Genomic DNA, 19,170 nt, shown 5'->3' on the forward strand with positions numbered 1-19,170 from the left:
GGACTCGCGGACGGGAGCGCAGGACTCGCGGGAGGCGGGTCTCAGCCGCGCAGAACCGCCCCGAAGCGCTCCTTGGCGGCCTCCACCGCCGCGTCCCGCGCCCGCGTGGCCTCCTCCACCGTGAGCGTGCGGTCAGCCGCGCGGAACCGCAGCTTGTACGCGAGCGACCGCTTGCCCTCGCCGATCTGCTCACCGGCGTAGCTGTCGAACAGCGTGACGTTCTCGATCAACTCGCCTGCGCCGTCGCGCAGGGTGTCGGCCAACTCGGCCGAGGGGACCTCCGCATCCACCACGAGCGCGACGTCGAGCAGCACCGGCGGGAACGGCGAGATCGACGGTGCGGGCCTGCGCCGCACCAGCGGCACGGCGTCCAGGTCGAGCTCCATCGCCACCGTTCGCCTCGGCAGCTCCAGCGCCTCGATCACCTTCGGGTGCAGCTCGCCCGCGTGACCGACCGCGACGTCGCCGACGAGCAGTCGCGCGCAGCGGCCTGGATGCCACGGCAGCATGTCAGCCGACTCGGTGCGAACCTCCACACCCGCGGCCTCGCCGATGATCCGTGCGGCCTGCACGGCGTCGGCCCAGTTGGCGTCCTCGCCGGGGCCCCACCAGCCCGCGCGCCTTCGCTGCCCGGTCAGCACCACCGCCACGTGCGACGGCTGCGCGGGCACGGCCGCCTCCAGCGCGGCCAGTTCGGCCTCGTCCGGCCTGCGGTCCACCCTGGGGTCGGGCGCCGTACCCTGCTGCGGCCCCGGCCGCACGACCTGCCCGATGTGGTACAGCGCCAGGTCGCGCAAGCCGCGTGAGATGTTGCGCTGTAACGTCTCCAGCAACCCCGGCAGCAGCGTGGTCGCGAGCCGGTTCTTGTCCGACTCCAGCGGGTTCAGCACGGTCATGGTGCGCCTGCGCGCGTCGTCGTCGGGCAGCGAGAACGCGTCCCACACCGACGCCGAGACGAACGGGAACGGCAGCACCTCGACGTAGCCGGCTTCGGCCAGTGCCCTGGACACCGCTCGCCTGCGCCGCTGCGCCTCGGTGAGCCCGCGGCCCGCGGGCGCGGCGGGCAGCACCGACGGGATGCTGTCGTAGCCCTCCAGCCGCAGCACCTCTTCCACGAGGTCCACCGGCTGCACCAGGTCGGCGCGCCAGCTCGGCGGTACGGCGGTGACCACGGCGGTGCCGTCGTCACCGGTGCCGATCGCGACTCGGCAACCGATCTGGGTCAGCCTGCGCACCGTGACACCGCGCTCGTAGCGCACTCCCGCCACCTGGTCGGGCAGGCTGATCGGCATCGTGATGGCGGCGGGCGGGTCCACCTGCCCCTCGTCGGTGCGGCCCGGCTGGATGCCACCGTCGCCGTAGCGGCGCAGTAGCCGTGCCGCGCGCTCGACGGCCACGGCGCACAACTCCGGGTCGGTGAAGCGCTCGAAACGCTTGGCGGCCTCGGAGAACAGCCGGTGCCTGCGGGCGGTCCTGCTGATCGACGCCGGGTCCCAGTGCGCCGCCTCCAGCAGCACGTCGGTGCTGCTGGGGCTGATCTCGGTGCTCGCCCCGCCCATGGTGCCAGCCAGCGAGATCACCCCGGTGTCGTCGGCGATCACCACGTCGTCGGGGTCCAGCTCGCGCTCGACGTCGTCGAGCGTGGTGAGCTTCTCCCCCGCCTTGGCCCTGCGCACCACCAGGTCACCCTTGATGGACCCGGTGTCGAAGGCGTGCAGCGGATGGCCGAGTTCGAGCATCACGTAGTTGGTGACGTCCACGGCCAGCGAGATGGGCCGCATCCCCGCCAGCAGCAGCCTGCGGCGCATCCACCAGGGAGTGGGCGCGCCCGCGTCGAGCCCGGTCACCCTGCGGAGCACGAACCTGCGGCAGCCCTCGGTGTCCTCGAGGTGCACCGGCCACGCGTCCGTGTCGGCGTCGGGCACTTCCAGCGCGGCCGGGTCGCCGAACGGCGCGTCCAGCGCGCAGGCCAGTTCCCGCACCAGGCCGCGAACCGACAGCGTGTGGCCGAGGTCCGGGGTCGGTTCCAGCTCCAGCACGGCGTCGTCGAAGTCCAGTACCTCGTGGGCGTCGTCGCCGGGGCCCGCCGTGCCGGAAGGCAGCACGAGGATGCCGGTGTGGTCGTCACCGAGGCCGAGTTCGCGCGCCGAGCAGATCATGCCCTCGCTGACGTGGCCGTACGTCTTGCGCGCCGAGATGGTGAACCCACCCGGCAGCACGGCACCCGGCAGGGCGACCACGACCAGGTCACCCTCCACGAAGTTGGTGGCACCGCAGATGATGCCGTTGGTGGGCGGCAGCACGGACTCGACAGCGTCACGTTCGCTGTCACGGTCGCTGTCACTGTCACCGCCGGAGTCGCCGGCGACCGCGCCCACGTCCACCCGGCAGTACCGGATCGGTTTTTTGAACTCGGTGAGCTCGGTGATCTCGACGACCCTGCCGATGACGAGCGGCCCCTGTACCGCTTCCAGTTCGTGCACGCCGTCGACCTCGATGCCGACGCGCACGAAGGCGTCGGCAAGCTGCTCCGCCGTGACGTCGTCGCTGAGCTCGAGGTGCTCTTTCAGCCAGCTGACGGGGACCCGCACTACGCCTCCGTTCCGAAGGGCAGGGTGAACCGGACGTCACCCTCCACCATGTCACGCATGTCGGGAATGCCGTTGCGGAACTGCAGCGTGCGCTCCAGCCCCATGCCGAAGGCGAACCCGGAGTAGCTGTCGGGGTCGACCCCGCAGGCCCGCAACACGTTCGGGTTGACCATGCCGCAACCGCCCCACTCGACCCAGCCGGGACCGCCCTTCTTCTCCGGGAACCAGACGTCCACCTCGGCGGAGGGTTCGGTGAACGGGAAGAAGTGGGGCCGGAACCTGGTGCCCGACTCCTCGCCGAACATCGCCCTGGCGAACGCGTCGAGCGTGCCCTTGAGGTGCGCCATGGTGAGGCCCTTGTCCACCGCCAGCCCCTCGACCTGGTGGAAGACGGGGGTGTGCGTGGCGTCGAGTTCGTCGGTGCGGAAGGTCCGCCCCGGGCACACGACGTACACCGGTAGTTCCCTGTGCAGCAACGCCCTCGCCTGCACCGGTGAGGTGTGCGTGCGCAGCACCAGGTTGGAGCCCTCCGGTGCGATGTAGAAGGTGTCCTGCAACTGCCGGGCGGGGTGGTCCTTGCCGAAGTTGAGCGCGTCGAAGTTGAACCACTCGGCCTCTAGCTCGGGGCCTTCGGCGACCTCGTAGCCCATGCCGACGAAGACGTCGGCGATGCGCTCGGCGATGGTGGTGATCGGGTGCCGCGCGCCACGGGGCACCCGGTCCCACGGCAGCGTGACGTCGACGGCCTCCTCGCGCAACACCCGCTCGTCCCGCTCGGCCTGCAATGCCGCACGCCGGGCATCGAACGCGGTCTGGATCGCTTGCCTCGCCTCGTTGACCCGCTTGCCCGCCTCGGCCTTGCCGTCCTTGGGCAGCGACCCGATCGCCCTGCGGGCGAGCAGCAGCGGCGAGTTGTCACCGAGGTGGGCGGGTTTCGCCGCGGCCAACTCGTCGAGGTCGGTGGCGGCCGCGAACTCCTCCTCGGCCGACTTGATCGCCGCTTGCAGGGTCTCGGGCGCGAGTGGCTCGGCCTGGCTCGACTGTTGTTCGTCGAAGGTTTCGGACATGACTCCTCGAACGTCCGCTGACGGTTGCGGCCGCACGCGGCGCGAGCGCACGGTGAGCGGTTGACGAGCGGATTCTATGTGATCGGTGCAGGCACGCGCGGATCACCCTTCGGCCGGGCCGCCGCTCAGTACCCGCGCGTACAGGCACACGGCGGCGGCCGTGGCGAGGTTGAGGCTTTCCGCCCTGCCGAGAATGGGCACCCGTACGGCCGTCCCGACCGCTTCCAGCACCTCGGCAGGCAGCCCGTGCGCCTCGCTGCCGAACAGCCATGCCGTCGGCTCCCGAAGCCATGGTGCCGTGGTGAGATCGTGTTCGGCGTAGCCGTGCGCCGCGACGGTGCGCAACCCGGCACGCCGACACTGCGCCAGCACTGCGTCCACATCGCGTTCTCTGGCGACGGGAAGGTGGAACAGGCTTCCGGTGGAAGCACGCACGCACTTGCCGTTGTGCACGTCGACGGTCTCCCCCGCGAACACCACGGCGTCGGCCCCCGCGGCGTCGGCCACCCGCAGCACTGTCCCGGCGTTACCAGGGTCGGTGACTCCGACGAGCACGGCAACCTGCCGGGGGGAGCCCGCCAGCGCTGTCGCGAGCGGGACGGTGACCTCGTCGCACACCGCCACGATGCCCTGTGGCGACACGGTTTCCGACAGCAGTTCGGCGGCGCGCTGGGTGACGAGGGAAACCTTGGGTGCGCGCCGCAGCAGTTCCTCGTGGCGCCGGGCGGCGGCCTCGGTGACGAACACCTCGTACACCCGACCGTGCGTCAGTGCCTCCCGTACCGCCTGCGCGCCCTCGGCGAGGAAGCGCCCGGCCTCAGCCCTGCCGGAGCGGGTGGTCAGGCGCCTCGCCGCGACGACCCGGGGCGTCCTGTGGCCGCACAGGACGTGCCCGGGTGAGCTGTCGCTGATCAGGCCGACTTCTGCTCGCCGGTCGGCAGGCTGTTCCTGGCCACCTCGACGAGTGCGGTGAAAGCCGCCGCGTCCTTCACGGCGAGTTCGGCCAGGATCTTGCGGTCGACCTCGACACCGGCGGCCTTGAGGCCCTGGATGAACCGGTTGTAGGTGACGCCGTTGGCGCGGGCCGCCGCATTGATGCGGGTGATCCACAGCTGGCGGAAGTCACCCTTGCGGGCACGGCGGTCCCGGTAGGCGTAGTTCAGCGAGTGGAGCGTCTGCTCCTTCGCCTTGCGGTACAGCCGCGAACGCTGGCCACGGTAGCCACTGGCCAGCTCGAGAGTTGCGCGACGCTTCTTCTGGGCGTTCACCGCCCGCTTGACGCGTGCCACGGGTCCATCCTGTCAGTCTCGGGGGGCACCTGCGGCGCCCCGATGGGTTGGGAGCGGGTTCTCGCGCGGACTCAGCGACCGAGCAGCCGCTTGACGCGGCGAACGTCGACAGCGGCGACCTCGGTCGTGCCCTCGAGCCTGCGCGTGACGCGGCTGGACTTCTTCTCCATCAGGTGGCGCCGACCGGCCTGCTGGCGACGGATCTTGCCGCTGCCCGTGACCTTCACACGCTTCGACATCCCGCTGTGGGACTTGTTCTTCGGCATTCTTCCCTCTTTCAGACGGCAGCACACCGGCGAGCGGTGTGCTGCTGGGTTTCGGCGACCCCGCGCGCAGCGGAGATCGCCTTCGCCGACGCCGATGTCGGCGGTCAGGCCTCGTCGCCGCCTGCGTCCTTGGCCGCCTTCGACTTGGCCTTCGCGTTCTTGTGGGGAGCCAGCACCATGATCATGTTGCGGCCGTCCTGCTTCGGCGACGACTCGACGAAGCCCAACTCGGACACGTCGTCGGCGAGCCGCTGCAGCAGCCGGAAACCGAGCTCCGGCCTGGACTGCTCACGCCCGCGGAACATGATCGTCACCTTGACCTTGTTGCCCGCGGAGAGGAAGCGGGACACGTGGCCCTTCTTCGTCTCGTAGTCGTGCGGGTCGATCTTGGGACGCAGCTTCTGTTCCTTGATGACGGTGAGCTGCTGGTTGCGGCGCGACTCACGGGCCTTCTGCGCGCTCTCGTACTTGAACTTGCCGAAGTCCATGAGTTTGGCCACTGGTGGGCGCGCCTGTGGAGCGACCTCGACGAGATCGAGATCGGCCTCCTGGGCAAGCCGGAGCGCGTCCTCGATCCGGACGATGCCGACCTGCTCACCGTTCGGTCCCACGAGTCGTACCTCGGGGACGCGGATGCGCTCGTTGATGCGCGTATCGGAGCTGATGGGGCCTCCTTGGTCCAAGTGTCGTTGTTCTCGTGTCCCGACCCTGGCGCCCACATGCCACGGGCCCCGGCACAGGTAGTGTCGTACCCGTGTGCGGGGCCCTCAATCCGATCCGCATCCGGTCCTCGCCGGACGCTTGCACGGCCACCCGACGGGACCACCGCCGGGATGCCGCGTGACCGGACCCGGCCGCCTCGGCGGCGACGCGGGTGGGAGCGGGGCTCCACTTGCGGCCCCCGATCGCTCGGAGGCTGGTCGCTCATGGAAGGGTACCAGAAGTGCAAGACGACACAGTCAACGCGGGCGAGCCGGGACAAAATTCCCACGACGTGCGCGAACTGCGGGAGATTCCCAGTGTCGAGGTGATCAGCAGGGCGGCCGTGATGCTGTTGTCGGCCGCCGCCGAGCGGCTGGGACTGGCCGACGCGGAGCCGGAAGCCAGCCCGCATCGCGACCTCGACGAGGCCAGGAGACTGATCACCGCGCTCGCGGGCCTGGTCACCTCCTCCGCCGAGTATCTCGGCCTGCACGCCGCGCCGCTGCGCGACGGGTTGCAGTCCCTGCAGCGGGCGTTTCGCGAGGCCTCGGCCGTGCCGGACCCGCCGGGGCAAGGCCCCGGGGAGAAGTACACCGGCCCGGTCCACTGACCCTTTCCCCGCGAGTTCCCCGCTCCCGTCGGCGAGTCCCCCGCTCCCACCCGCGAGTTCCGCACCCTGGCCCGCGAGTTCTGCATTCTCACCCGTGAGTTCTGCATTCTCGCCCGCGAGTTCGGCGGCGCCGAGCACCTGAGGTCCACCGGCTAGCGCTGATCCAGCACGGCGAGTGCGTCGATCTCCACCAGGAACGGCTCGGGCAGCCCGACGTAGACCGTCGTGCGCGCCGGATAGGGCTCGCTGACCAGTTCGTTGTAGGTGGCGTTGAACTCACCGAAGTGCGCCACGTCGGTGAGGTACACCCGCATCATCAGCACGTCGGCAAGGCTCGCGCCCGCGGCGGCCAGCACTGCTTCGAGGTTGGCGAACACCTGCCGCGTCTGCTCGGCCACCGCAGCGGCCACCGGCTTGCCGGTGGCGGGGTCGAGTGCGACCTGGCCCGCCACCTGTAGCACGTTGCCCTTGCGGACCGCCTGCGAGTAGGCCGCCACCGGCGGCGGCGCCTTGCTCGTGCTGATCGCGGTCTTGGGCTGCTGCGAGGTCATGCTGCTCTCCTTCACCGTCGGTGTCTGCCGGTCGTGACGTCGCTCGCGGGCGCCGCCCGGTCATTGGCTCGCGACGTGGGCACGCAGCCCGCGCAAGCCACGTCGCATCATCATGGCGTGGTTGACCCGCAACAGCGGACGGGCCACGAGGGACAGCGACCGCAGCACTGTTGTGCGCGCCACCACCCGCTGGGTGATCTCCAGCCGGGTGCCGTTGTCGGCCACGACCAGACCGGTCAGAACGCCCTCCAGGTCACCGGTGAGCGCGACCGCGACCCTGCCCTCCGGCCGGTTCTGCTCAACCCGCCTCATCCGCACCGTGATGGGCAGCGGCAGCGTCGAGCGGCAAATCAACAGCGCGGTGTCGGTGTCGCCGCCGGTGCCGCCGCTGTCGTCGCAGGGCCGAACCGAGCGCACATCGGGCCACCACCGCGGATACGACGCCACATCGACGACGGCGGCGAACACGGCATCGGGCGAAGCGCTGATCGTCCAGGTCGCCCGGAACACGTAGCTGGTCACCGACACAGCGGCAGTATCCGCCGCCACCCACCTGCCGAGCGAGGCGGTTGCGGTGAGCCTGCCGGTCAGCTTCCCAGAATGGGAGCCAGGAACCGCCCCGTGTAGCTCTCCTCGACGGCCGCGACCTGCTCCGGCGTGCCCTCGGCGACAAGCGCGCCGCCGCCGGAACCGCCCTCGGGACCCATGTCCAGGAGCCAGTCGGAAGTCTTGATCACGTCGAGGTTGTGCTCGATGACGATCACGGTGTTGCCCTTGTCCACCAGTCCGTTGATCACGCCGAGCAGCTTGCGGATGTCCTCGAAGTGCAGGCCGGTGGTGGGCTCGTCGAGGATGTAGACGGTCTTTCCGGTCGATCGCTTCTGCAGTTCACTGGCGAGCTTCACCCGCTGCGCCTCGCCACCGGACAGGGTGGGGGCGGGCTGCCCGAGCCGCACGTAACCGAGCCCGACGTCCACCAATGTCTGCAGGTGGCGGTGGATCGCCTTGATGGGTTCGAAGAACTCGGCCGCCTCCTCGATCGGCATGTCGAGCACGTCCGAAACCGTCTTGCCCTTGTAGTGCACCTCAAGGGTTTCCCGGTTGTAGCGCGCACCCTTGCACACCTCGCACGGCACGTACACGTCGGGCAGGAAGTTCATCTCGATCTTGATCGTGCCGTCGCCCGCGCACGCCTCGCAGCGCCCGCCCTTGACGTTGAACGAGAACCTCCCCGGCTGGTAGCCACGCACCTTCGCCTCGGTGGTGGCCGCGAACAGCTTGCGCACGTGGTCCCACACGCCGGTGTAGGTGGCCGGATTGGACCTGGGTGTGCGGCCGATCGGTGACTGGTCGACCCGCACCAGCTTGTCGACATGGTTGAGCCCACGCACACGGGTGTGCCTGCCCGGCACCTGCCGCGCGTTGTTCAGCTTGTTCGCCAGCACCGTGCCGAGGATGTCGTTGACCAGAGTCGACTTTCCCGAACCGGAGACACCGGTGACCGAGACCAGGCAGCCCAGCGGGAACGACACGTCGATGCCGCGCAGATTGTGTTCCCGTGCCCCGACCACCGTCAGCTGCCGCTTGGGGTCTGCGGGCCTGCGCACCGGTGGGATCGGGATCTCCTTGCGCCGCGCGAGGTAGTCGCCGGTCAGCGACCGCTTGTTGCTCAGCAGCTTGCGGAACGGGCCACTGTGCACGATGGTCCCGCCGTGCTCTCCCGCGCCGGGACCGATGTCGACCACCCAGTCGCTGGCCCTGATGGTGTCCTCGTCGTGCTCCACCACGATCAGCGTGTTGCCGAGGTCGCGCAGCCTGGTGAGCGTCTCGATGAGCCGGTGGTTGTCGCGCTGGTGCAGGCCGATGGAAGGCTCGTCCAGCACGTAGAGCACGCCGACCAGGCCGGAGCCGATCTGGGTCGCGAGCCGGATTCGCTGCGCCTCACCGCCGGAGAGCGTTCCCGCCGCGCGGTCCAGCGACAGGTAGTCGAGCCCGACGTCCAGCAGGAACCGCAGCCTGGCCTGGATCTCCTTCAGCACCGCGCCCGCGATCATCGCCTCGCGCTTGCCCAGCACCAGCCCGTCCAGGAACCGTGAAGCCTCCGCGATGGACAGCGCACTGACCTCGGCGATCGAACGGCTGCCCTGCGTGGAGTGCTCCAGGGTGACGGCGAGGATCTCCGGTTTGAGCCTGCTGCCCTGGCACGCAGGGCAGGGCACCTCGCGCATGTAGCCCTCGTAGCGCTCCCGCGCGTAGTCGGACTCCGTCTGCTCGTGCCGGCGCTCCAGGAACGGGATGACACCCTCGAACGTCGCGTAGTAGGAACGCTGCCTGCCGTAGCGGTTGCGGTAGCGCACGTGCACCTGCTCGTCGACACCGTGCAGCACTGCCTTCTGAGCCTTCGCCGGCAACTTGCGCCACGGCACGTCCGTACGGAAGCCGATGGTCTCCGCGAGCGACTCGAGCAGTCGCTGGAAGTACTCGGCGCTCTGCCCGCCCGACCACGGTGCGATGGCGCCCTCCGCGAGGGACAGTTCGTCGTCGGGGACGACCAGTTCCGGGTCGACCTCCTTGCGCACCCCGATACCGGTGCACTCCGGGCAGGCGCCGTACGGCGAGTTGAACGAGAACGACCTCGGCTCCAGGTCCTCGATCGCCAGCGCGTGACCGTTGGGACAGGCGAGGTTCTCGGAGAAGCCGCGCACCCGGTGCGGGTCGTGCTCGGGCAGGTCCACGAACTCCAGTTCCACCAGGCCGTCGGCAAGCCGAAGCGCGGTCTCGACCGAGTCCGTGAGTCGTTGCTTGGAGGTGGGTTTGACGGTGAGCCGGTCGACGACGACCCCGATGTCGTGCTTCTCCTGCTTCTTCAGCTTCGGTGGCTCGGTGAGGGAGTGGACGGCGCCGTCGACGCGGGCGCGCGCGTAGCCCTGTTGCTGCAGGTTGGCGAACAGGTCGACGTACTCGCCCTTGCGGCCGCGCACGATCGGCGCCAGCACCTGGAATCGCGTGCCGGGCTCCATCGCCAGCACCTGGTCCACGATCTGCTGCGGGGTCTGCTTGCTGATCGGTTCGCCGCACTGCGGGCAGTGTGGCTTGCCCGCGCGGGCGTACAGCAGTCGCAGGTAGTCGTGGACCTCGGTGATGGTGCCTACGGTGGAGCGTGGGTTGCGGGAGGTGGACTTCTGGTCGATCGACACCGCGGGCGAAAGGCCCTCGATGAAGTCCACGTCGGGTTTGTCCATCTGCCCGAGGAACTGGCGGGCGTAGGCGGACAGCGACTCCACGTAGCGGCGCTGCCCCTCCGCGAAGATCGTGTCGAAGGCCAGGCTGGACTTGCCCGAGCCGGACAGCCCGGTGAACACGATCATGCTGTCCCGAGGCAGGTCGATGTCGACGCCGCGGAGGTTGTGCTCGCGGGCGCCACGGACTACAAGGCGATCAGCCACCGGGGTCCCTTCAACTGGTCTGTGGAAGGCCGGGAAGCCCGGCCGACACCATGCTAGGGCGAGCCACCGACAGAAACGGACGGCGGAGGACCCACCGTCGCCGCGGCCCGCCGGGACGGCCTGGTCAGCGTCCGGTACGCGGGCCGCTCGACCAGCACGGTGAGCAGCCACGCGGCCGTCACCGCGAAGCCGACCACCAGTGTCAAGCGTAGCCACCACGCCGACACTCCGGCCTCGGTGAGCAACCTCGCCACGACGTAACCGAGTTGCTGGTGCACCAGATACAGCCCGAAGCTGATGCCTGCCAGCCACGAGATCGGTCGCCGAAGCCGTGCGAGCGGGCCGAGATCCCAGTCCGGCCCCCTGGCCGCGAAACACATGGCCACCAGCATGATCGCGAAACCGGCCACCGAAGCGGGCACCGGCGGGCTCGTCCAGACGGCATGCAGCACCAACGTCGCCAGCAGCAGGCCGACCAGGTGCCCGCTACCGAGCTTTCGCTCCTGCCACAGCCAGATCGCCAGCCCGGCGGCGAAGAAGTGGGCCCGGGACAGTCCGGTCGCCGCTGGCAGGGTGCTGACGAGCAGGCTCAGCACGGGCGAGACGGCCGAGACCAGCGTCACGGCCCACAGCACGGTGTGCGGGCGGAACCTGCTGCGCAGCCCGGAGCGCCACAGCAGCGCGGCGGCGGCGAACGCGGCCACCTGCACGGGCAACGTCCAGTACGAGCCGTCGATGCGATGGTAGAAGTCGGGGTTCCATTCGTGCAGCAACAGCAGGTTCAGCAGTAAATCGTTGAGGTCGGGCACGTGCCACGGCGGCAGCGTGCCCGGCGCGGGCTCCTCCGGGACGACCGGGGACGCGAACAGCAGGCCGTACAGTCCGTCGTGGTGGTACCAGCCGTTGAACTCCACCACCACCAGGCGGGCGACGACGTAGGTGGCCAGCACGGCCGCCAGGTACGCGGGCAGCAATCTCGCCAGCCGCGCACGCAACCAACGCCCCGCGTCGCCGCGCCGCAGCGTGGGCCCCACGAAGTAACCGGAAAGCACCAGCAGCGTCACCGTCCCGAACGGGATACGCAGTGCCCGCAGTTCGTCCGGATACGGCGCGATACCGGGAACCAGCGACGCCAACCCGGCCACGTGCCCGATGACGACGAATCCGATGGCGACCACGCGGATGGCGTCCCAGCTCAGCTTCCGTGAGGACTGCGAGGTCACCGAGGTCACCGAGGTCTTCGGGGACCCCGGTGACACAGCCGACGCTGTGCCGAGACGGGCGCCAGTGGTCACACCTCTCCTCGGGTCGACGGGTGCCCGAACACTAATGGGCGACCCCACCGGCGCTCGATGGGGGCTCGCGAACCGACTACGGTGTGCCGCGTGAACGTCGTAGAGGAGTACACCGGCCACGTGGAGCCGGGAGGGGACGCCGCACGGCGCACCCTCGGCGCACTGACCATCACGAAGTTGTCGGTCGGCCCGATGGACAACAACGCCTACCTGCTGGTTTGCCGGGCCAGCAACGAGGCGTTGCTGATCGACGCCGCCAACGATCCCGAGCGCATCTCCGACCTCATCGGCCACGGCGACGACCGCCCTTCGCTGCGAACGATCGTCACCACCCATCAGCACCCCGACCACTGGCAGGCGCTGGGCGCCGTGGCCGGTGCCTACGGCGCCAACACCGCCGCGCACCCCGCCGACGCCGAGCCGCTGCCCGTGCCACCCGACTTCCTGCTGGAACACGGGGACACGGTGGCCGTCGGCGAGTGCACCCTCGAGGTGATCCACCTGCGCGGGCACACCCCTGGCTCCATCGCGCTGCTGTACCGCGACCCCGAGGGGCACCCGCACCTGTTCACCGGCGACTCGCTGTTCCCCGGCGGGGTCGGCAAGACCAACTCGCAGCAGGACTTCCGCTCGCTCATCGACGACGTCGAGCAGCGTGTCTTCGCTGTGCTGCCCGACGAGACGTGGTTCTACCCCGGGCACGGCGACGACTCCACACTCGGCGAGCAGCGTCCGAACCTGGCGCAGTGGCGCGAGCGCGGCTGGTGAGCCGAAGGCAGCAAGCCCGGCCGCCCACCAGGTGCGCGAACGTGGCCGAACACGGCGGTGGCCGACATCGGCGAATGGGGGCAGGGTGACAGCGGAATCGCTACCGGGCGACGTCCATGCCGTCCATGCCGTCCATGCCGAAATCGCCGCCCACCACGACCTGCTGGCCGGGTGGTTGGGCAGCGAGTGCGAACCGGCCCTGCTCGACGACTTCCGCGCCGCGCACACGAGCGACTTCGAGCTGGTCGGCGTCGACGGCACCGTGGTCTCGCCCGGTGAACTGTTCGACGGGCTTTCCCGCGCGCGCAACGCACGTCCAGGACTGCGCATCGACGTCCACGATGTGCGTATCCTCGCCGACACCCCGGAGTTCGTGCTGGTGCGGTTCGGCGAGGACCATCGCGACGGCCAGCACCGATCGAGCCGCGTGGTGACCGCGCTGCTGCTGCGCGATCCCACCGCCCGCAACGGGCTGCGGTGGCGGCACGTGCACGAGACGGCCCGCGCCTGACCCGCCGCACCCCGGCGGCGGGCGCGAGTGTCACCTCCGGCCGCGGAGGCGGTCCTCGTAGCGTTGCCGCAGCAACTCGGTGCGCTCCCGCGGCCACGGGCATCGTACGTCGCCGTGCAGCGCGGCGAACAGCAGTTCCAGGTGGGTCTGCCAGGCCGCGAGTTGCGTCGCGCGTTGCTCGGCAAGGGCTTGGGGCACCGTCTGGGTCAGCACGAGCCGGGTCCCGAGTGGCTGCTGGTCCCGCAGTACCAATCGAACGGTCCCCGCGTCGTGGTTCCCGTGGCGCCACCCGTATTCGACCGTGCGGCCCTCTTGCAGTTCCGTCACCGCCGCGGGTTCCAGGTAGCCGTGGGTGAAGCGCACCGGCGCCTGCCCTCCCACGACGGGAGCGTCCCCCTCGGTCAGCACCGCCCACACTTGCTCGCGAGGCTGGACCAGGTCGCGTTCGAAGCGCAGCATCCAGCCGTCACCGTCCACAAGGGCCTCCCCCTCACCGAGCCCGTAGCTTTCCACGTACGCCTCGGCGCGGGCCAGGAACCAGTCACTGCCGCCCGGCTCGGCGGGCTCGCCGTCGAGCGTCGCGACGAGCAGGCCGAGGCAGGCGTCCCAGCCCGGAGCCTGTCGGGCGACGGAAGGCAGGTCGCCCTCGGTGCCCGTACCGCTGAGGGTGTGGCTGAACAGCAGCAGGCAGCCGTCTGTTTCCGGAACGAGTTCGAAGCGCAGCACCGAGCCCGCCCAGCTGAAGGCAAAGACCTTGGGTGGGTCGAGTTCGAGCACCTTTCCGTTTGCGTAGTCGCCGTCGGGTGTGTCCGCGTCGAACGAGAACCGCAGGATGCCGCCGCTCCGCGGCTGTGTCGTGACGGTGGCGGGGAACCAGTGGGCCAGCTCGCCCGGCTCGGTGAGGGCGCGCCACACCTTCTCCGGCTGGTGCGCCAGCCGACGCTCGAACCGCAACACCGGCCTGCCGTCCATCACTTCCAGCGTGCCGAGCGGGTCGGCACCGTAGGCCGACCCGGGCCGCAGCAGCTCCTCGCCCGCTCGGCGTGCTAGGTAGTTCACGGTGAGTCCTTTCCCCCGGGCGTGTCGGGCATCGTGTCCAGGTGGCGTTCGAGGGCGTCGAGCCGGTCGGCCCACAGCCTGCGGTACGGAGTCAGCCAGGACTCGATCTCCAGCAGTGGCTCCGGCCGCAGCCGGTACCACCGGCGCTGGGCGTCCTGCCGGACATCGACGAGCCCGGCCTCACGCAGTACGCGCAGGTGTTTGGACACGGCGGGCTGCGTGAGGGCCAGCCGGTCGGCCAGATCGCCGACCACCCGTTCGCCACCTCGCAGTAGATCGAGGATCTCCCTGCGCCGAGGCTCCGCCAGCACCTCAAACGTATTTGCCATGACAGTAATATAACTCGCATGGCATATAAGCGCCAGTGGGCTGCGCAGAACTCGCGGTCCGGAACGCAGAATTCGCGGGCAGGAGCGGGGGACTCGCGGGTGGGAGCGGGGGACTCGCGGGTGGGTCAGTCGATGCGGTCTGCTTGCGCCAGCAGGTTCAGCACGCGGCGGCCCGCGGCCGGGCAACGGTGCGCGTCGGCCGCCGACAGCCACGCGAACTCGGCGATCTCACTGCCCGGCGAGAGCTCCCCGCTGAACCGGGCGGTGTAGGCGGTCATGCGCACCCGGCGGCCGTCGGAGTAGCCGTCGGCGGGCTCGTCGAGCACCGCGAACAGCGTGAAGCTGAGCGGATCGAGTTCGACACCGAGTTCCTCGCGAATCTCGCGGCGCAGCCCCGCGACATCGCTCTCCCCCTGCTCGCGCTTGCCGCCCGGCAGATAGAACTTGTCCTTGCCCCTGGTGCGCACGCAAAGCAGCGCGCGATCGCGAACCAGCACCCACGCCAGGCTGTCGATAACGGCGCTCACCCGGCACACGGTAGCCGCACGCCGGGACGATGATGGGGGCATGTACCGCGAGACGGCCCCGCCACCGGCGCTGCGCGAAACCGTGCGCTGCGTGTGGTGGAACCACACCCGAGGTGGCGAGCGCATCGTGCCCGACGGGTGCGTCGACCTGGTGGTGGCGGGCGAGTCGGTCTTCGTGGCGGGCCCCGACACCGGCCCCTGGCAGGCGGACCTTCCGCCTGGCACACCGGTGCACGGCGTGCGGTTCCGGCCTGGGCACGCCCCCAGAGCGCTCGGCGTGGCCGCCGACGAGTTGACCGACCGCAGGGTGGCGCTGGCCGAGGTGTGGGGACGGATGGGCAGTGCGGTCACCGACCTGCTGTCACACCGCCCGCACAGCCTCACGGCACTGGTCACCGAGCGGGTCGCAGGCACCGAACGCGACTTGATGCTCGACGTCGTGCTCTCCCGGCTGGACAGCGGCGTGCCACGAGTGCGGGACGCGATGGCGGGGGTGCCGCTGGGACAACGCCAGTTCCGCAGACGATTCACCGAGGCAGTGGGGCTTGGCCCCGCCACCTACCTTCGGGTGGCGCGGCTGCGCCGCGCCATGGCAGGCGCGGCGGCCGCCTCCGACCTTGCCTCGCTGGCCGTCGCAGCCGGTTACAGCGACCAGGCGCACCTGTCACGCGAGTGCCGGGCACTGACCGCCGACACGGCGAGTACCTTCTTCACGACCATCGGATCTGGACACACCCCTCCGGTGCGGGCACACTGAGTCGGACGGTTACAGCTTGTGTTGAATGCTGTGCATTGTGTGTCGATTCCGGTGATTTTCCGCACCGTTTCCCCAGCAAAGCGCACGAAGGCGCACACACAGGCTAATCTATGCGCATGACCACCCTCGCGCTGGAGAACGTGCTCGCCAAGGCCGGGCTGAAGGTCAACGCATCGGAGTTCCTGGCACTGGTCGAGGACGCGGCACGGCGGCTCAGCCCGCCCAACCCTGACCCGGCGCACTACTTCTCCCCCGACCAGCGCGGCACGCTCGCCGATGTCGGGCTGGATCTGTCCGCGCACCGCGAGGGTGAGCGTGACTACCGGGCACGGACCGTCGCCGAGCACGCCGTGCTCGCCGACTCCGCACTCACCGTGCAGGATGCGGCGGCCAGGCTCGGCGTCGACGACAGCCGCATCCGCCACCGGCTCAAGGAACGCAGACTCACCGGGTGGAAGGACCAGGGCGGCTGGCGGCTGCCCGCCTGGCAGTTCACCGGCAGCGGCGTACTTCCGGGACTCGACGTCGTGTTGCGCGCGGTGCCCGACGACCAGCCTGCCCTGGTGGTCGCGGCGTTCATGAGCACGCCGCAGACCGAGTTGGTGATCAACGGCAAGCAGGCGACCCCACGCCAGTGGCTGCTTGCGGGCGGCGACCCCGAACCCGTGGCACGGCTGGCCGCCACTCTTGGCACACCGGTCTGAAACGGCGGCGGTACGAGCAAGGAACGGTCGATCGCTGTCCATGGCAAGGTTGCCCCTGCCGCCGTCGCGCAGCGTGCTGCTGAACGAGTTGCGCCGCACCGAGGACATCGTCGCGGTGCACCCGGCCACGCGGCTGGTCCGCATCTTCACCGCGCACGGCAACCACCCGCAGCGCTGGGACAGCTTCCGCTACACCGGCCCGCTGCCGCACGGCCGCTTCGACCCGCAACACCCCCGCCGCGGCGAACCGGTGACCGACCGCGGCAACGGCGTGCTCTACTTCGGGTTGTCCGTGCGCACCAGCGTGGCCGAGGTGTTCCAGACCACCTCGACACTCGATCGCAAGACCAGGGGTCCGCACCTGGTGGTGGTCCGCCCGGCGAGGACGCTTCGGCTGCTCGACCTTTCCGGGCTGTGGCCGACCCGGGTGGGAGCCTCGCAGGAGATCTCCAGCGGGCCCAAGCGGATCACCCAGGCATGGGCCCGCGCCATCCGCGCCGCCTACGACGACCTCGACGGACTGTGGTACCGCTCCTCGATGGACTCCGGTGCCCCTGCCGTCTGCCTGTGGGACCCGCCCGCAAGGGCCGCGCTGCCCGCCGCACCCGACGTGTTGCTGCAACTGGACCACCCCGGGCTGGACGTCCCGCTCAGCCGGGTGTGCGACGAGCTGAACTACCTCATGCTGAACTGATCACGTCACTGATCACGTCACGGCGGGCGGAAGATGCTTTCGCCACCATTCGAGGACGGCCTCGAACCGCCGTTTGCGGTGCCTCGGCTTACCCGACCGGGTCAACTCGTGTCCCTCGCCGGGGAACAGCAGCAACTCGGTGTCGGTGCCGTTGCGCCGTAGCGCGACGAACATCCGCTGGGCCTGCTCCAGCGGGCAGCGCCAGTCGCGCTCCGAGTGCACGACGGCGAACGGGATGGTGATGCGGTCGGCGTAGGTCAGCGGGCTGGTCTTCCTGAGCAGTTCGGGGTCGCTGCCGACGTAGTTCTCGGCGAACCACCAGCCGATGTCCGAGCTGCCGACGAAGGAGTCCCATGCGTTGACCGCTCGCTCGCTCCATGCGGCGCGGAAGCGGTCACCGTGCCAGGCGGCCAGCCAGCCCGTCATGAAGCCACCGTAGGAACCGCCCTGCACACCGACGCGCTCGCCGTCGAGGTCGGGCCTGCGCAGCGCCTCGTCGAGGAGCGCGAGCAGGTCGTGGGCGTCCACGGTGCCGAGCGCGCCGACCACCGCACGGCCGTGCCGCTGCCCGTACCCCGCCGACCCGCGCGGGTTGCCGAGTAGCACCGCGTAGCCCGCCGAGGCATACATCTGTGCCTCGTCGAACAGGCTCCACTCGTACTGCGCGAACGGGCCGCCGTGAATCAGCAGCAGCACCGGATGCGGGCCCTCGCCCTCGGGCTCGACGAGCCAGCCGTGCACCGGGTAGCCGTCGGGTGCGGTGGCGGTCAGTTCCGTGGCCGGATGTATCCCCGCCTGCCGAATCGGCTCGGAGAAGTCGGTCAGGGTCCGCTCCTCACCGCCCTCCAGCAGCACCACCTCGCCCGCGTCCCGCTGACCGCAGCGAACGACGGCGACGCGCTCGCCGTCCACCACGAAAGTCCGCACGGCGGCGCGCCGTCCCGCCAGCACGGGCATCGCGTCCAACGCCACCGGCTGCCCCGAGCGCGGCACCGAGCGCAACTCGGCTGCGCCGCGGTTGCGCACCACCACCAGCACGCCGTCGCCGTGGGGCGCGGGCGGGCCCGCTTCGCCGACGCAGTCGACGGTCTCGGGGTCGGTCAGCCTGCGTGGCGACGCGGACGCGCCGCCGGTGAGCGCGGCTGCCCACAGACCGGTGTTGCGTGCCGCGGCGGAGAAACCCTCGTACTCGTCGGCGTAGAACAGCACCGTGCCGTCAGCCGTCACGGTGGGTTTGGCCGCCCTGCCGCTGGTGCGCGCCAGCAGCGCGGGCGCACCGCCGGTGGCGGGCACCGCGTAGATGTCGCTGTGCAGCGTCTCGGAGCGGTCCCAGTCGCGGGGAGCCACGACCAGCACGTGCGTGCCGTCAGGGGTCCACGCCGGATCGCTGACACTCGCGCGGTCGTCGGTGAGCGGGGTCGGCACCCGCTGCTCGGCCCCGTCTTGCGCCTCCGGCGCGTCGAGCGCGTCGAGCACGAACAGCCGCGCGGGCCGGTCGCGCAGGAAGCCGACGTCGTCGATGCGGTAGTCGAAGCGGGTGATCAGCCTGGGTGGCTCGGCGTCGGGCTCCGGGCCGGTCTCCTCGGCGTCGCCGTCGGCGGGAGTGCCGTAGCGACCCGGTTCGGGCACGCGTGCGGTGAAGGCGATCCGGCGCGAGTCCGGCGCCCACACCGGCGGGTTCACGCCGAGCGGCAACGCGGTGAGCCTTCTGGGCTCACCGCCGTCCGTGGGCATCACGTACAGCTGCGGCCGCTCGCGCCCCTGTGCCCGGGTGAAGGCCACCCAGCGCCCGTCGGGAGAGATGGCGGGCGAGGCGTCGCGCTCACCGTGGGTCCATGCCGTGCCGGTGCCGGCCACGCCGTCGAGGTCGATGCGGCGCAGCGCACCGACGTAGCTGTCGGTCCGCAGGTCCGGCCGGGTGAGTGCGGTCAGCAGGAGTTCACCGTGCAGCGCGGGCCTTCCCGGCACGGCGAACAGTTCGAGATCGGCGGGTCGCATCCGGCG

Annotated in this window: 20 protein-coding genes; 6 read left to right on the forward strand and 14 right to left on the reverse strand. The window is 70.3% G+C overall.

All coding sequences use genetic code 11. The features are described 5' to 3' along the window. Positions 1–41 precede the first annotated feature (41 nt). From pheT to infC, 6 genes are all read right to left on the reverse strand, one after another. Positions 42–2,591, reverse strand: a complete 2,550-nt coding sequence (gene pheT / locus SACMADRAFT_RS17115; RefSeq protein WP_009155088.1) for a phenylalanine--tRNA ligase subunit beta — start codon at positions 2,589–2,591, stop codon at positions 42–44. Next, complete coding sequence (pheS, locus tag SACMADRAFT_RS17120; RefSeq protein WP_009155089.1) at positions 2,591–3,658, reverse strand: phenylalanine--tRNA ligase subunit alpha; 1,068 nt, start codon at positions 3,656–3,658, stop codon at positions 2,591–2,593. Before pheS ends, pheT begins: the two co-directional genes overlap by 1 nt. 102 nt (positions 3,659–3,760) lie before the next feature. After that, complete coding sequence (locus SACMADRAFT_RS17125; protein WP_009155090.1) at positions 3,761–4,573, reverse strand: TrmH family RNA methyltransferase; 813 nt, start codon at positions 4,571–4,573, stop codon at positions 3,761–3,763. Then, positions 4,570–4,947 (reverse strand): 50S ribosomal protein L20, encoded by a 378-nt coding sequence (gene rplT, locus SACMADRAFT_RS17130; protein ID WP_009155091.1) that lies wholly within the window; start codon positions 4,945–4,947, stop codon positions 4,570–4,572. The genes SACMADRAFT_RS17125 and rplT overlap by 4 nt, the downstream gene beginning before the upstream one ends. A 71-nt stretch (positions 4,948–5,018) precedes the next feature. Further along, positions 5,019–5,213 carry a 50S ribosomal protein L35 gene (gene rpmI, locus SACMADRAFT_RS17135; RefSeq protein ID WP_009155092.1) on the reverse strand — a complete coding sequence of 65 codons (195 nt, stop codon included), beginning with the start codon at positions 5,211–5,213 and terminating at the stop codon, positions 5,019–5,021. A gap of 104 nt (positions 5,214–5,317) precedes the next feature. Continuing rightward, positions 5,318–5,896 carry a translation initiation factor IF-3 gene (gene infC, locus SACMADRAFT_RS17140; protein WP_040925738.1) on the reverse strand — a complete coding sequence of 193 codons (579 nt, stop codon included), beginning with the start codon at positions 5,894–5,896 and terminating at the stop codon, positions 5,318–5,320. Between the two features lie 260 nt (positions 5,897–6,156). Here infC and SACMADRAFT_RS17145 point away from each other — a divergent pair, with 260 nt between their 5' ends. Continuing rightward, the gene (locus SACMADRAFT_RS17145; RefSeq protein ID WP_009155094.1) at positions 6,157–6,525 is read left to right on the forward strand and encodes a DUF1844 domain-containing protein; all 369 of its coding nucleotides are present in this window, start codon (positions 6,157–6,159) and stop codon (positions 6,523–6,525) included. Positions 6,526–6,677: 152 nt separating this feature from the next. On the opposite strand, the gene SACMADRAFT_RS17150 is transcribed toward SACMADRAFT_RS17145, so the two are convergent. Genes SACMADRAFT_RS17150 through SACMADRAFT_RS17165 form a run of 4 tightly spaced genes read right to left on the reverse strand, consistent with a single transcriptional unit; the run spans position 6,678 to position 11,745 of the window. Further along, positions 6,678–7,076, reverse strand: coding sequence for a RidA family protein (locus SACMADRAFT_RS17150; RefSeq protein WP_009155095.1), 399 nt, complete (start codon positions 7,074–7,076; stop codon positions 6,678–6,680). A 60-nt stretch (positions 7,077–7,136) separates the two neighbouring features. Next, positions 7,137–7,604 (reverse strand): SRPBCC family protein, encoded by a 468-nt coding sequence (locus SACMADRAFT_RS17155; RefSeq protein WP_009155096.1) that lies wholly within the window; start codon positions 7,602–7,604, stop codon positions 7,137–7,139. A gap of 59 nt (positions 7,605–7,663) precedes the next feature. After that, a complete protein-coding gene (gene uvrA / locus SACMADRAFT_RS17160) occupies positions 7,664–10,522 on the reverse strand; it encodes an excinuclease ABC subunit UvrA (RefSeq protein WP_009155097.1) in 2,859 nt (952 codons plus the stop codon). A gap of 53 nt (positions 10,523–10,575) precedes the next feature. After that, on the reverse strand, positions 10,576–11,745 hold the full coding sequence (locus SACMADRAFT_RS17165) for an acyltransferase family protein (RefSeq protein WP_040926529.1): 1,170 nt from the start codon (positions 11,743–11,745) through the stop codon (positions 10,576–10,578). A gap of 162 nt (positions 11,746–11,907) precedes the next feature. On the opposite strand from SACMADRAFT_RS17165, the gene SACMADRAFT_RS17170 reads away from it, so the two are divergent. Together SACMADRAFT_RS17170 and SACMADRAFT_RS17175 are read left to right on the forward strand one after the other, a co-directional pair. Then, positions 11,908–12,585 (forward strand): MBL fold metallo-hydrolase, encoded by a 678-nt coding sequence (locus SACMADRAFT_RS17170; protein ID WP_040925739.1) that lies wholly within the window; start codon positions 11,908–11,910, stop codon positions 12,583–12,585. A gap of 85 nt (positions 12,586–12,670) precedes the next feature. Further along, a complete protein-coding gene (locus SACMADRAFT_RS17175; RefSeq protein WP_009155100.1) occupies positions 12,671–13,096 on the forward strand; it encodes a hypothetical protein in 426 nt (141 codons plus the stop codon). Positions 13,097–13,126: 30 nt separating this feature from the next. Here SACMADRAFT_RS17175 and SACMADRAFT_RS17180 read toward each other — a convergent pair whose 3' ends face one another. From SACMADRAFT_RS17180 to SACMADRAFT_RS17190, 3 genes are all read right to left on the reverse strand, one after another. Further along, a complete protein-coding gene (locus SACMADRAFT_RS17180) occupies positions 13,127–14,155 on the reverse strand; it encodes an SRPBCC family protein (protein ID WP_009155101.1) in 1,029 nt (342 codons plus the stop codon). Then, a complete protein-coding gene (locus tag SACMADRAFT_RS17185) occupies positions 14,152–14,484 on the reverse strand; it encodes an ArsR/SmtB family transcription factor (protein ID WP_009155102.1) in 333 nt (110 codons plus the stop codon). Before SACMADRAFT_RS17185 ends, SACMADRAFT_RS17180 begins: the two co-directional genes overlap by 4 nt. Before the next feature lie 125 nt (positions 14,485–14,609). Then, a complete protein-coding gene (locus SACMADRAFT_RS17190; RefSeq protein WP_050998138.1) occupies positions 14,610–15,053 on the reverse strand; it encodes an NUDIX hydrolase in 444 nt (147 codons plus the stop codon). On the opposite strand from SACMADRAFT_RS17190, the gene SACMADRAFT_RS17195 reads away from it, so the two are divergent. The 3 genes from SACMADRAFT_RS17195 (at position 15,052) to SACMADRAFT_RS17205 (ending at position 17,166) form a co-directional block, all read left to right on the forward strand. After that, the gene (locus tag SACMADRAFT_RS17195; protein WP_009155104.1) at positions 15,052–15,768 is read left to right on the forward strand and encodes a DUF6597 domain-containing transcriptional factor; all 717 of its coding nucleotides are present in this window, start codon (positions 15,052–15,054) and stop codon (positions 15,766–15,768) included. The two genes, SACMADRAFT_RS17190 and SACMADRAFT_RS17195, sit on opposite strands and share 2 nt — an antisense overlap. Before the next feature lie 116 nt (positions 15,769–15,884). Then, on the forward strand, positions 15,885–16,472 hold the full coding sequence (locus tag SACMADRAFT_RS17200; RefSeq protein ID WP_040925741.1) for a MerR family transcriptional regulator: 588 nt from the start codon (positions 15,885–15,887) through the stop codon (positions 16,470–16,472). Positions 16,473–16,512: 40 nt separating this feature from the next. After that, positions 16,513–17,166: an RES family NAD+ phosphorylase gene (locus tag SACMADRAFT_RS17205; RefSeq protein WP_009155106.1), complete on the forward strand. Its 654-nt coding sequence runs from the start codon at positions 16,513–16,515 to the stop codon at positions 17,164–17,166. 12 nt (positions 17,167–17,178) lie between these two features. Here the strand turns inward: SACMADRAFT_RS17205 and SACMADRAFT_RS17210 are convergent, their stop codons facing one another. Then, positions 17,179–19,164: a S9 family peptidase gene (locus tag SACMADRAFT_RS17210; protein ID WP_009155107.1), complete on the reverse strand. Its 1,986-nt coding sequence runs from the start codon at positions 19,162–19,164 to the stop codon at positions 17,179–17,181. Positions 19,165–19,170: the final 6 nt, after the last annotated feature.

Origin of the sequence: Saccharomonospora marina XMU15 (assembly GCF_000244955.1) — a bacterium.
GTDB lineage: Bacteria > Actinomycetota > Actinomycetes > Mycobacteriales > Pseudonocardiaceae > Saccharomonospora_A > Saccharomonospora_A marina.